General features: G+C 71.3%; 10 protein-coding genes. 7 read left to right on the top strand and 3 right to left on the bottom strand.

What is annotated here, in order from left to right; genetic code table 11:
• Nucleotides 1-33 precede the first annotated feature (33 nt).
• Nucleotides 34-459 carry a DUF350 domain-containing protein gene (locus ACWD38_RS24530; RefSeq protein ID WP_184483452.1) on the top strand — a complete coding sequence of 142 codons (426 nt, stop codon included), beginning with the start codon at nucleotides 34-36 and terminating at the stop codon, nucleotides 457-459.
• 81 nt (nucleotides 460-540) lie between these two features.
• On the top strand, nucleotides 541-2,145 hold the full coding sequence (locus ACWD38_RS24525) for a polyamine aminopropyltransferase (RefSeq protein ID WP_450124986.1): 1,605 nt from the start codon (nucleotides 541-543) through the stop codon (nucleotides 2,143-2,145).
• 40 nt (nucleotides 2,146-2,185) lie between these two features.
• On the opposite strand, the gene ACWD38_RS24520 is transcribed toward ACWD38_RS24525, so the two are convergent.
• Nucleotides 2,186-3,286: a LacI family DNA-binding transcriptional regulator gene (locus ACWD38_RS24520; RefSeq protein WP_184483455.1), complete on the bottom strand. Its 1,101-nt coding sequence runs from the start codon at nucleotides 3,284-3,286 to the stop codon at nucleotides 2,186-2,188.
• A gap of 189 nt (nucleotides 3,287-3,475) precedes the next feature.
• Between ACWD38_RS24520 and ACWD38_RS24515 the strand changes: the two genes are divergently transcribed.
• The 4 genes from ACWD38_RS24515 to ACWD38_RS24500 all read left to right on the top strand — a co-directional run bounded on the left by ACWD38_RS24515 (nucleotide 3,476) and on the right by ACWD38_RS24500 (nucleotide 8,089).
• On the top strand, nucleotides 3,476-4,573 hold the full coding sequence (locus ACWD38_RS24515) for an ABC transporter ATP-binding protein (RefSeq protein ID WP_184483456.1): 1,098 nt from the start codon (nucleotides 3,476-3,478) through the stop codon (nucleotides 4,571-4,573).
• Between the two features lie 675 nt (nucleotides 4,574-5,248).
• A complete protein-coding gene (locus ACWD38_RS24510) occupies nucleotides 5,249-6,292 on the top strand; it encodes a metal ABC transporter solute-binding protein, Zn/Mn family (RefSeq protein WP_184483458.1) in 1,044 nt (347 codons plus the stop codon).
• Nucleotides 6,293-6,350: 58 nt separating this feature from the next.
• Entirely contained in the window at nucleotides 6,351-7,208 is an 858-nt protein-coding gene (locus tag ACWD38_RS24505) for a metal ABC transporter ATP-binding protein (RefSeq protein WP_184483460.1), read from the top strand.
• The gene (locus ACWD38_RS24500; protein ID WP_450124985.1) at nucleotides 7,205-8,089 is read left to right on the top strand and encodes a metal ABC transporter permease; all 885 of its coding nucleotides are present in this window, start codon (nucleotides 7,205-7,207) and stop codon (nucleotides 8,087-8,089) included. The genes ACWD38_RS24505 and ACWD38_RS24500 overlap by 4 nt, the downstream gene beginning before the upstream one ends.
• Nucleotides 8,090-8,134: 45 nt before the next feature.
• On the opposite strand, the gene ACWD38_RS24495 is transcribed toward ACWD38_RS24500, so the two are convergent.
• Nucleotides 8,135-9,412 carry an alginate O-acetyltransferase AlgX-related protein gene (locus ACWD38_RS24495; protein ID WP_221315944.1) on the bottom strand — a complete coding sequence of 426 codons (1,278 nt, stop codon included), beginning with the start codon at nucleotides 9,410-9,412 and terminating at the stop codon, nucleotides 8,135-8,137.
• Nucleotides 9,413-9,540: 128 nt separating this feature from the next.
• Nucleotides 9,541-10,971 carry an MBOAT family O-acyltransferase gene (locus ACWD38_RS24490; RefSeq protein ID WP_184483466.1) on the bottom strand — a complete coding sequence of 477 codons (1,431 nt, stop codon included), beginning with the start codon at nucleotides 10,969-10,971 and terminating at the stop codon, nucleotides 9,541-9,543.
• 146 nt (nucleotides 10,972-11,117) lie between these two features.
• Between ACWD38_RS24490 and ACWD38_RS24485 the strand changes: the two genes are divergently transcribed.
• Nucleotides 11,118-11,981, top strand: coding sequence for a phospholipid scramblase-related protein (locus ACWD38_RS24485; protein WP_450124984.1), 864 nt, complete (start codon nucleotides 11,118-11,120; stop codon nucleotides 11,979-11,981).
• The last annotated feature ends 280 nt before the right edge of the window (nucleotides 11,982-12,261 follow it).

Below are 12,261 nucleotides of genomic sequence, written 5' to 3'. Positions count from 1 at the left end.
ACCGACCCACCCGACGAGAAGGGCGAAACGACCTTGCTCCAGGAACTGCTCTCCGGACTGCTCGCGGCCGTCGCTTACGGCGTCATCGGCACGCTGATGATGGCGCTCGGCTACCTGCTGGTGGACCTCGCCACGCCCGGCAGGCTGCGCGACCTGATCTGGGTGCGGCGCAACCCGAACGCCGCGTTGCTGCTGGTGTCCGGCCTGATCGGGGTGGGGATCATCCTCACCACCGCCATCGCCGCGAGCGCCGACGACCTCGTCGCCGGCCTGGTCGGCACCGTCGTCTACGGCCTGCTCGGGCTGGTGCTGATGAGCCTGTCGTTCCTGCTCATCGATGCCCTCACCCCCGGCAAGCTGGGCGACGAGCTGTCCTCGGAGACCCTGCACCCCGGCACCTGGGTCTCGGCCGCCGCGCACGTGGTCATCGCGGTGATCATGGCCGCCGCCATCTGGTGACGCCGGCGAAGGCCGGGCGCGAGCGGTCCGCTCCCGCCCGGCACGCCCCGCACCTCGACTCCGGCAAGGAAGCTGGTCGCCATGTCCACCAGCGCTGACACCCCTCCCCGCACCGAGGACGACGGCACCGCCGAGCCGCCGGCGCGGCCCCGCAGCCGGGCGGCCCGCACCGCGGTGCTGGTGGCCGTGTTCCTGTGCGCGGCCTGCGGCCTGGTGTACGAGCTGGCACTGGTCGCGCTCGGCAGCTACCTCATCGGCGACACCGTCGGGCAGGCCTCGATCGTGCTGTCGCTGATGGTGTTCGCGATGGGCGTGGGCGCGCTCGCCGCGAAACCGCTGCAGCGCTGGGCCGCCGCCGCGTTCGCCGCCGTGGAAGTGCTGCTCGCGCTGCTCGGCGGCCTCAGCGTGCTGGTGCTCTACGCCGCCTTCGCGTGGCTGAGCCTCTACACGCCGGTTCTGATCGTCACCGCCCTCGTGCTGGGCGCCCTGATCGGCGCGGAGATCCCGCTGCTGATGGTGCTGCTGCAGCGCATCCGCAAGCAGGACGCGGGATCGGCGGTGGCCGACCTGTTCGCGGCGGACTACGTGGGCGGCCTGCTCGGCGGCCTCGCGTTCCCGTTCGTGCTGCTGCCGCTGTTCGGGCAGCTGCAGGGCGCGCTGCTGGTGGGGATGGTGAACGCGGCGGCGGGGCTGGGCCTGGTGCTCACCGTGTTCCGCCGGGAGCTCTCGAAGCGCGCGACGCTGCTGCTGGTCTCCGCGTCGGCGCTGGTGGGGCTCGTGCTCGGCGGCGCTTATCTGCTCGCGGACGACTTCGAGGTGACCGCGCGGCAAGCGCTGTACAAGGACCCGGTGGTGCAGTCGCTGCGCACGCCGTACCAGGAGATCGTGCTGACCGAGTCGTCACCGTTGGAGGGCGACCCGGACACCCGGCTCTACCTCAACGGCGATCTGCAGTTCAGCTCGGTGGACGAGTACCGGTACCACGAGGCGCTGGTGCACCCGGTGCTCGACGGGCCGCGCTCGCACGTGCTCATCCTCGGCGGCGGTGACGGCCTGGCGCTGCGGGAGGTGCTGCGCTACCCGGACGTGCGGGACGTGACGCTGGTGGAGCTGGACCCGGCGGTGCCGCGGCTGTCCCGGACGGATCCGCGGGTGTCGGAGCTCAACCGCGGCGCGTTCGAGGACCCGCGGGTGCACCTGGTCTCGGCGGACGCGTTCAGCTGGCTGCGCGACAACCGCACCCGGTTCGACGCGGTCGTCGTGGACATGCCGGACCCGGATTCGACGGCGACGGCGAAGCTGTACTCGACGGAGTTCTACGGCCTGGTGCGCCACGCGATGGCCGAGCACGCGCGGGTGACCGTGCAGGCCGGCTCCCCGTACTTCGCGCCGAAGGCGTTCTGGGCGATCGAGGCGACGATGCGCACGGCCGGGCTGAGCACCGTGCCGTACCAGGTGTCGGTGCCGAGCTTCGGCGAGTGGGGCTTCCACCTCGCCGCCGCGGGTCCCCCGCCGCCGCTGCGGCTGCCCGCCGACGCGCCGCCGCTGCGCTCGCTGGACGACCGCACGCTGGCCGCGGCCACCGCCTTCCCGCCGGACCGCGATCGGCTGCCCGGCCTGGAGCCGTCGACCCTGATGCACCCGACGATCCTGCGGTACGTCCAGGGCGAGTGGCGCAACTACTGACCGGAGCTCGCTCGGCGGCGGCCGAGCAGCCGCGCTCGGCTCACGGGCCGAACCAGCGTTCTTCCGCCGAGCGCGGCGGGGCGGCGGTGCTGCCGGTGACGAGCTGCGTTTCCAGCACGACGTCGCGCGGCCTGCCGGGCTCGCTGGTGTCCAGCAGCAGGCGGCCCGCCGCGCGGCCCTTCTCCAGCACCGGCTGGCGCACGGTCGTCAGGCCCACCCGGTCCGCGTCGTCGATGCCGTCGAAGCCGGTGACCGTGAGGTCGTCCGGCACCCGCAGCCCGCGGCGGCGGGCCTCGTCGAGGGCGCCCAGCGCGAGGATGTCCGAGGTGCAGATGATCGCGGTGATCTCCGGGTCGATCTCCAGCAGCTGGGCCGCGGCGGACGCGCCGGATTCCGTGGTGTGGTCGAACCGCTCCACCACCGGCACCTGCGACCAGTCGACGCCGGCTTCGCTGAACGCCGCGGCGAGCGCGGTCAGCCGGGAGCGCTGCACGTGGAAGCTCGCGTTCGCCTGCCGGTGCACGGAGGCGATGCCGTCGTTGCGCCCGCGCGCCAACCGCATGCAGGACACCCCGATCCGGCGGTGCCCGAGCCCGATCAGGTGGTCGGCGAGCACCTTCACCGCGCCCTCGTCGTCCGGGCCGACCCAGTCGAGCTGGTCGATGCGCGGCTGGTCGCAGACCACGACCGGCACGGGGCGTTCCAGCACGGCGGCCAGGTGCGGGTCGTCGTCGGGCACCGAGTACACGACGAACCCGTCGACACCGGCGCGGTGCACCGAGGCGACGTCTTCGCGCTCCGGGCTCGCCGGGATGAGCAGCAGCCCGTGCCCGGCGTCTTCGCAGGCCAGCGCGAGGCCTTCGAGGAAGCGTATGGCGCCGGGGTCGCGGAAGGCGTAGGAGAGGTTCTCGGTGAGCAGCAGCCCGACCGCCCCGGCCTTCCGGGTGCGCAGCGAGCGCGCCACCGGGTCGGGGCCCGGGTATCCGAGCCTGCGTGCGGTGTCGAGCACCCGCTTGCGCAGCTCCGGCGAGAGCTGATCAGGGCGGTTGTACGCGTTCGACACCGTGGTCCTGGAGACCCCGAGCTCCGCCGCGAGCGAAGCCAGCGTCGCAGGCCGTCGGGCATTCGTTGACCGAGCCATGGAGGAACCGTAACGGTTCAGTACCCGGGGGTGAAGCCGCCGGAGATGCAGATCCCATTGCCGATCGGCAACGATCACCCTCCGCGCTCGAATGATCACGCACCGAACCGGTTCTCGAAAACCAGTGACCTTAACGCGGTTAAGCGATACGTTGTCGCTTAACCCGAGTCAGTGAAAGGTGCGTCGCATATGTCTGAGGTCGCTTACGTACAGGCATCCCGCCTCTATCCCGGCAACCCGCCGGTGCGAGCGGTCGACGCACTGGACCTCGAAGTCGCCGACGGTGAGTTCCTCGTGCTCGTCGGACCGTCCGGCTCCGGCAAGTCCACCGCGCTGCGGATGCTCGCGGGCCTGGAGGACGTCGACGAAGGCGCCATCACCATCGGCGGCGAAGACGTCACCAACACCCCGCCGAAGGGGCGCGACATCGCGATGGTCTTCCAGTCCTACGCGCTGTACCCGCACATGACGGTCGCCGACAACATGGGCTTCGCGCTGAAGCTGCGCAAAACCCCCAAGGACGAGATCCGGGCCAAGGTCACCGAGGCCGCCAAGATGCTCGACCTGGAGAAGTACCTGGACCGCAAGCCCAAGGCGCTCTCCGGCGGCCAGCGCCAGCGCGTCGCCATGGGCCGCGCCATCGTCCGCGAACCCAGCGTGTTCCTGATGGACGAGCCGCTGTCGAACCTGGACGCGAAGCTGCGCGTGGAGACCCGCGCGAACATCGCTGCGCTGCAGAAGCGGCTGTCCACCACCACGATCTACGTCACCCACGACCAGGTCGAGGCCATGACGATGGGCCACCGGGTCGCGGTGCTCAAGGACGGGCTGCTGCAGCAGGTCGCCAGCCCCCGCGAGCTGTACGAGAACCCGCGCAACGCGTTCGTCGCCGGCTTCATCGGCTCCCCCGCGATGAACCTCAAGACGGTGCCGCTGTCGGCGGGCGGCGCCGAGCTCGACGGGCAGACGATCCCGCTGACCCGCGCGGCGCTGTCCGCCGCGGACGGACTCAAGGAAGTGACCTTCGGGGTGCGCCCCGAAGCGCTGAGCCTGGTCTCCGGCGAGGACGAGAAGAGCATGGACATGGTCGTCGAGCTCGTCGAGGAGCTCGGCGCCGACGCTTTGGTGCACGGCAGCATCCAGGTCAACGGCTCGCCGGAGCGGTTCGTGGTGCGCACCGACGGCCGCACCCCGCCCGCGCTGGGCCAGCAGGTGAAGGTCGCGCTGCGCGACTCCAGCGAAGTGCACCTGTTCCGCCCCGACGACGGCACCCGCCTCACCTCCTGATCAGCTCCCTCCGCACACCCGATGCCCCCGCCCAGGCGGGGGCATCGTGCGTTCCGCGTCCGGGCGGCGGTGAACGGACCCTTCGTCCGATCCCGTTGGGCGAACAGGCCGTTCACCCCCCACTCGATGACCGCACCCCCACCTCAGCGCGCTGCCCCGGCGGCGCCACGGCCGCGTTTCCGAGTCAACGGCCCGTTCGTCCAATCCCGTTGGACGAACGGGCCGTTCACCCCACCCGGCCGAGCACGCGGCGACCCTGCATTTCGAGTGAACGGACCGTTCGTCCAATGCCATTGGGCAGACGGTCCGTTCACCCACGAACCCGCCCACCCGGCCGAGCACGCGGCGACTCCGCTTTCCGAGTGAACGGCCCGTTCGTCCAATGCCGTTGGACGAACGGGCCGTTCACCCCCACCTGTCCGCCTCGGTGCGCGGCTGCTCGTCGCGGGGCGGTCACACGGACGGGGGTGACTCGGCCGGGCGGCTGGATCGGTGGAAGGTGCGGGCGATAATGCGAAGCGTTGTCATGTTCACACCTCTCGGCTCACCCGTTCGATGGTTCGGCCCAGCTGGCGCGGCGTACGCTGCACATGACAACGGTTTCCGTTTGCGGTCGTCGAAGGTCCCCCGGCCCCGGCGTCCCCACCTCACGGTGCGTCCCCGAGGAGTGCGTTCATGACCGTCTTCACCCGACGTGCCCGCCGCGGCGGCACGGCGCTGGCCGGCCTCACGGTCGCCGCGCTGACCGCCACCGCCTGCGGCGGCACGGGCTCCGATCAGGCCGCTGACGACGGCGAGCTGACGGTCGTGGCCACCACGAACGTCTGGGCCTCCGTCGCACGGGCCGTCGGCGGCCCGGGCGTCGAGGTCGAGTCGATCATCGACGACCCGGCGGCGGACCCGCACTCCTACGAGAGCAGCCCGCAGGACGCGGCGAAGGTCGGCGACGCCGACCTGGTGCTGCTCAACGGCGGCGGCTACGACGAGTTCGCCGAGCAGATCCTCGACGGCACCGGCGCGGGCAAGCCGACCGTGCAGGCCGTCGAAGGCGAGCACGAGCACGCGGAGGAACCCGCCGCGGACCACGAGCACGGCCACGAGCACGGAGGTGCACCGGCCGACGAGCACGCCGAGGCCCCCGCCGGTCACTCCGACGCCCACGCCGACGAGCACGCCGGGCACGACCACTCCGTGAACGAGCACGTCTGGTACGACCTGCACGTCGTCCGCGAGACCGCGGACCGCGTCGCCGAGGAGCTCGGCAAGATCCAGCCCGAGCGGGCCCAGGAGTTCCGCGACAACGCCGCGCGGTTCGGCGAGCAGATCGGCGGCCTGGAAGGCCGCGTCGACCAGATCGCGGCCACCGAGCACGGCAAGAAGGTCATCGTCACCGAGCCCGTGGCGCACTACCTCGTGGAGTCCGCCGGGCTCACCGACATCACCCCGCAGTCCTTCGTGCACTCCGTCGAAGCGGGCAACGACCCGGCCGCGGCCGCCGTCGCGGAGATCCAGAACGCGGTGAACTCCCGGCAGGCCGCAGCGGTGATCTACAACCCGCAGACCGAATCCCCGGTCACCGAATCGGTCCGCAAGGGCGCGGAGCAGAATCAGACCCCGGTCGTCGAGATGACCGAGACCCTGCCGCAGGATCAGGACTACGTGCGGTGGATGGACGGTCAGATCTCGGCGCTGCAAGCGGCGCTGGCCGGTCGCCCCTGAACGGGCCCCGCGCCGCACCCCGAACGACCCGCACCCCACCACTGATCCGAGAGCCACCGTGGAACCCAGCACCGACACCGCAGCACCGGACCGCAGCGTCCCGGTCACGTCCGGCCGCGACCCGGCGGTCCGGCTGCGCGAAGCCAGCCTCGCCTACGGTTCCCGGGTCCTGTGGGACCGGCTCGACCTGGACGTGCGCCCCGGTGAGTTCCTGGCCGTGCTGGGCCCGAACGGCTCCGGCAAGACGAGCCTGCTGCGCGTGCTGCTCGGTTTGCAGCCGCTCAGCGGCGGTGAGGTCCACGTCGCGGGCGAGGCGGTGCGGCGCGGCAGTTCCCGCATCGGTTACATCCCGCAGCAGCGCTCGGTGGACCCGACGCTGACCGTCCGCGGCAGCGACCTGGTGGGGCTCGGCTTGGACGGGCACCACTGGGGCGTGGGCTTCCGGCGGCGCAAGGACCGCAAGCGGCGCGTCGAGCGGGCGCTGCGCTCGGTGGAGGCCACCGAGTACGCGCGGATGCCGCTGGGCCTGCTCTCCGGTGGTGAGCAGCAGCGGCTCCGGGTGGCGCAGGCCCTGGTCGGCGAGCCGGACGTGCTGCTGTGCGACGAGCCGCTGCTGTCCTTGGACATCGCGCACCAGCGCAACGTGAGCAGGCTGATCGCTCGCCAGGCCAAGGAGACCGACGCCGCGGTGCTGTTCGTGACGCACGAGATCAACCCGGTGCTGCCGCTGGTCGACCGGATCCTGTACTTGGTCGACGGCCGGTTCCGGATCGGCACCCCGGACGAGGTGATGACGTCGGCGACGCTCTCGGAGCTGTACCGCTCCGACGTCGAGGTGGCGCGGGTCGGCGGCAGGCTCGTCGTCACCGGCACCGATGAAGTCGATCACCACCACTGCGCCGCGGAGACCTCATGAGCACCCTGACCGACGCACTCGGCCGGTTCTTCGACTTCGAGCTCACCGCCGACCTGCTCGGCTACCCGTTCGTGCAGCAGGCGCTGCTGGCGGCGGCGGCGCTGGGCCTGGTCTCGGGCGCGCTGGCACCGCTGGTGGTGGCGCGGAAGATGTCGTTCGCGGTGCACGGCACGGCGGAGCTCGCGTTCACCGGCGCGGCGGCGGCGCTGCTGTTCGGCGTGAGCGTCGGGGTGGGCGCGCTCGGCGGCGCGGTGGTCGCCGCGCTGCTGCTCGGTTTCCTCGGGCAGCGCGGTGGCGAACGAGACTCGGTGATCGGCGCGATCCTGTCGTTCGGCCTCGGTCTCGGCGTGCTGCTGCTGTGGATGAACCCGGAGCGCACCGCGAACAAGTTCAGCCTGCTCATCGGCCAGATCGTCGGCGTCGACTCGGCCGACGTGGCGCTGCTGACGGGCAGCGCGGCGGTGGTGCTGCTGGTGCTCGCCGTGGTGTACCGGCCGCTGCTGTTCGCCAGCGTCGACCCCGATGTGGCGGCGGCGCGCGGGGTGCCCGCGCGGCTGCTCACCCCGCTGTTCGCGGTGCTGGTGGGGGTGGCGACCGCGCTCGGCGTGTACACGGTGGGCGCGCTGCTGGTGCTGGCGCTGATGGTGACGCCCGGTGCGGCGGCGGCGCGGATCACCGCGAGCCCGCTGCTGTCCACGGTGCTCGCGGTGGTGTTCGCGGAGGTCGCGGTGCTGGGCGGCATCGTGCTGTCGCTGGCGCCCGGTGCCCCGGTGAGCGCGTTCGTGACGATCTTGTCGTTCGTGATCTACCTGGTCTGCCGCGCCGTCGGCACCGTCCGCCTGCGCCGCGCCTCCCGCACTCCGGCGCCCGCCGCGGCCTGACGCTCACCGCCGGGCGTCGTTCACTCCACCCGAGGCCGCGGGTCGTCAGCGCGGGTCGGCGGCGAGGATCGCGCCGACCTGGTCGGCCACGGCCGGGTCGAGCAGGTCGTAGCGCCCGCCGGAGACGAACCGCTCGGAGAGTTCGAAGGTCACCACGTCGCCCTCCGCGAGCAGCGCCCCCGTCTCCTGCGGCCGCTTCGCGATCTCCTCCGGGTGCACGATCGCGATGTCGGCGAACGTCGCGGCGAGGTACGGGCTGGCGAACTGGGTGAACGAGTCGCCCACCATCCGGGTCGGCGCGTCGACCATGCCCGGTTTCGGCGCCGATTCCAGCCGCAGCGGCTCGTGGAAGTCGCTCGGCTGGAACCGCGTGTTGTCGGCGCCCCCGTCGGGGGCCAGCGAGTACGCCCGGATCGGCACGGTGCGGCTCTGCCCGAGCTGGTCGGGGATGTCGGCGGAGTGCGGGTACTCCCTGCTCGGCAGCAGCTTCCACCCGGCCGTGCTGCCCGGCCGGAGCCGCTCGGCGAGCTGGTAGACCATCGTGATGCCGCCTTCGTGGGTCCAGTGCGTGTCGATGTCGTGGTAGATCGCCCGCCCGTTGCGGTCGGCGGCGTCCCGCAGCGGTTCCCGCATGTCGACGGCACCGGTCGCGGTCGGCAGCCGCCGCCAGAACTCCTCCCGGGCTTGCGACGAGCAGTCCTCGCCCGCGTAGTGCTCCGGCAGGTTCGCCGGGTACATCGTCGACTTGTCCGGCGCGATGACCAGTTGGAACTCCCGCCCGGACGCTTCGACGACGCTGCGCCACCGCCGCAGTCCCGCGATCACCTCGTCCAGGTCCCGCTTCGGCGTGCACGGGTACGCCACGTCGTGCCCGAGGTAGAGCCAGCCCGCCTTGCCCTCGATGACCTTGGGGAACACGTTCTCGTTCAGCGGCGGACGCGGCTGCTGCTGATCGCTGCCGGTGCCGACCGGCGAGCTGTGCGCGCCCGATTCCAGCCGCGCCTGCTCCCCGAACACGCCTTGGCTGATGCCGTGCACGGACCGGACTGCCTGCCCGCGGAACGGCAGGTTCTCGGCGGCCCACGGGCTCAGCCCGGTGAGGAACCCCCAGCCTTCGGTGATGCCGGGGAACTCGGCGAGCGGCCGGTTCTCCAGCTGCTCCGCCCGCGCCCCGAACACCCAGGTCGTGGCGGGCGCGGTGAGGAACAGCAGCGCGCACACCAGCGCCGTGAGCTGCCGTCTGCCGTGCCGCGGCCGGTGCATCGGGTGCTCGCGCGGCAACCACGACTCGTGGACCGCAGGTAACTCCGTGGGTTCCGTCATGGACACGCCGCTCACGTTAGCCGCGCCGCTTCCCGCCCGTGCGCGGTTCCACGAGCGTCACAGCACACCCACCCCGCACAACCGAGCCACCACTGTTCTCCCTTCCGGCATGAAGCGTTCGGTCGCGGTCAGAACTGGTAGTACAGGAACGGGCTGAAGGAGCCGGTGGCGACGAGCAGGCCCGAGTAGGCGAGGCCCGCGGTCATGACGCCGATGCGCAGGGCGTTGGCGGGGCGGGAGCGGACCGACTCCAGGAACGGGCCGGTGCCGGTCGACGCGGGCAGCGCCACCACGACGAGCGCGACCAGCAGGAAGAACACCCGCTGGTGCGTCACGGATGCGGCGACGATGTCGGTGAGCCCGGACAGGTCCGGCAGCAGCATGTGGCCGATCATCGTGAACGCGGTGCCGACGTCCGGGGCGCGGAAGAACACCCAGCCCACGACGACCAGCAGCAACGTCGAGACGCGCCTGCCGAGCAGCGCCCAGCGGCCCGCCGGGGCGGCGTCGTGGCCGGTCGCGCGTTCGATCACCAGCAGCGCGCCGTGGAACAGGCCCCACACCAGGTACGTCCAGGCGGCGCCGTGCCAGAAGCCGGTGAGCACGAAGATGATCGTGAGGTTCAGGTAGGTGCGGCCGGTGCCGCGGCGGTTGCCGCCGAGCGGGATGTAGACGTAGTCGCGGAACCAGCGCGACAGCGACATGTGCCAGCGCCGCCAGAACTCGGTGACCGTCACCGAGGAGTAGGGGCGGGCGAAGTTCTCCGGCAGCCGGAACCCCAGCATCCGGCCCAGCCCGATCGCCATGTCGGAGTAGCCGGAGAAGTCGAAGTACAGCTGGACCGTGTAGCCGATGGCGCCGAGCCAGGCCACGGCGAAGCTCATGTCCTCGGCCGGGGTCGCGAAGCAGGCGTCGACCATGGGGGCGAGCGTGTCGGCGACGACGACCTTCTTCGTCAGTCCCCACGCGAACCGGGGGAACCCGGCTGCGATGTCGTCGAGCCGGTGCGTGCGGGGCTGCGGCAGCTGGTCGGCGATCTCCCGGTAGCGCACGATCGGGCCGGCCACCAGCTGCGGGAACATCGCGATGTAGGTGACGAAGGCGACGGGGTTGCGCAGCGCGGGCCGCTCGCCGCGGTACACGTCCACGACGTAGGAGATGTGGTGGAACGTGTAGAAGGAGATCCCGATCGGCAGCGCCAGTTGCAGCACCGGGAAGTCGCCGCCGAACCACCGGCCCAGCGTCGCGAGCTGCTCGGTGGCGAATCCCGCGTACTTCCACACCACCAGGACCAGCAGGTTGAACGACACCGCGCCGATCAGCACGGTCCTGCGGTGCGGGCGCGGTTCCCACTCGTCGGGTTCGAGGGAACGTCCGGCGAAGAAGTTGACCACGATGCACGTCAGCAGCAGCAAGGTCGTGCCGCCCGCTCCGCTGGCGTAGAACACCAGGCTCGCGACCGCCACGATCGCGTTGCGCGCGGCTCGGGGTGCGACGAGCACCGCGATCAGCACTAACGGCAGGAAGTACCAGAGGAACAGCGGAGTCGAAAAGTACATCGGTGTTGGGCCTCGCGGTGCTGGGAGGCCCCGGCCTCCCGATCGTGTCGGGTTCGGAGCCTAGCCGAGCGGTGCACCGCACTTGCCGCGAATGGTTCAGCTCGAACCGCGTACAAGCGCCGCCCCGGTTACCTACTCTGGGTTTCATGACCGCTCCGCCCCCGCCGGGCTGGTACCCGGACCAAGTCGACCAGCGCTACGTGCGCTGGTGGGACGGCAGGCAGTGGACCCAGCACGTCCAGCCAGCGCGCCCGCCGCAACCGCCGCCGCAGCCGGGCGTGCCTCCGGGAGCGCGACCGGCGGGGCAGGGAGATGCCTCCCCCATCGAGTTGGCGCTCGGCGGCACCGGGGATTCGGATTCCGTCCGCCACCAGGCGCAGCAGCAGGCCGGCGTCGGCGGGACCGTGGCCGGTGGCGGCGGCACCTTGTTCAGCGAGCCGGTGCTGGTGGTCAACCAGAAGGCGAAGCTGATCGAGATGGCCAACGAGTACGCCGTCTACGACCAGCACGGCGGGCAGCTCGGTTCGGTGGTGCAGACGGGTCAGAGCGGCGTGCAGAAGGCGTTGCGGCTGTTCACCAAGCTCGACGCCCTGATGACGGTGCGGTTGGAGATCCGCGACGCCGGGGGCGCACCGGTGCTCACGATGAACCGCCCGGCGACGATGTGGAAGTCGACCGTGCACGTCCAGCGCCCCGACGGCACCCCGGTCGGCGACATCCGGATGGAGAACGCCTTCGGGAAGCCGCGGTTCGCCTTCGAGGTGGACGGCAGGCGCATCGGCGGCATCACCGCCCAGAACCTGCGCGCCTGGGACTTCAAGATCACCGACGAGCGTGACGAGCACATCGGCCAGATCAGCAAGACCTGGCAGGGCCTCGGCAAAGCCATGTTCACCACGGCCGACAACTACGTCCTCCAGCTGCACCGCCCACTACCGGACCCGCTGATAAGCCTCGTGGTGTCCGCAGCCCTGACAATCGACACAACCCTCGGCCAAGCCCAGAAGTAATCCCCCCGGCGAGCAACCCCCGTACACCGAAGCCGCGCCTTGGGCGGCGAAGCAAGCCTGCCTCGCGGCCGAAGGCCGTGCCTCGCGGCGAAGCCGTGCCTTGGGCTGCGAAGCAAGCCTGCCTTGCGGCGAAGCCGTGCCTGTATGTGCGAAGCACATAGCCCACGTCAAAAAGGTGACAACCCGCGGGTTCTCAGCTGCTTCCTCGCGAGGACAGCTTTTTCCCTCGTGGCGGAGCCACTCGGGAAAAAGATCCCGCAGCGAGGAAGCAGCTGAGGTT

This window comes from Saccharopolyspora sp. NPDC002578 (genome assembly GCF_053592695.1).
Note: the sequence above shows the minus strand (reverse complement) of the source record. Positions and strands in the feature narration are given on the sequence as shown.

Coding starts and splice junctions, on each gene's coding strand:
- ACWD38_RS24525 (WP_450124986.1), top strand. CDS start 541: ATGTCCACCAGCGCTGACACCCCTCCCCGCACCGAGGACGACGGCACC.
- ACWD38_RS24520 (WP_184483455.1), bottom strand. CDS start 3,286: ATGGCTCGGTCAACGAATGCCCGACGGCCTGCGACGCTGGCTTCGCTC.
- ACWD38_RS24515 (WP_184483456.1), top strand. CDS start 3,476: ATGTCTGAGGTCGCTTACGTACAGGCATCCCGCCTCTATCCCGGCAAC.
- ACWD38_RS24510 (WP_184483458.1), top strand. CDS start 5,249: ATGACCGTCTTCACCCGACGTGCCCGCCGCGGCGGCACGGCGCTGGCC.
- ACWD38_RS24500 (WP_450124985.1), top strand. CDS start 7,205: ATGAGCACCCTGACCGACGCACTCGGCCGGTTCTTCGACTTCGAGCTC.
- ACWD38_RS24495 (WP_221315944.1), bottom strand. CDS start 9,412: ATGACGGAACCCACGGAGTTACCTGCGGTCCACGAGTCGTGGTTGCCG.
- ACWD38_RS24490 (WP_184483466.1), bottom strand. CDS start 10,971: ATGTACTTTTCGACTCCGCTGTTCCTCTGGTACTTCCTGCCGTTAGTG.
- ACWD38_RS24485 (WP_450124984.1), top strand. CDS start 11,118: ATGACCGCTCCGCCCCCGCCGGGCTGGTACCCGGACCAAGTCGACCAG.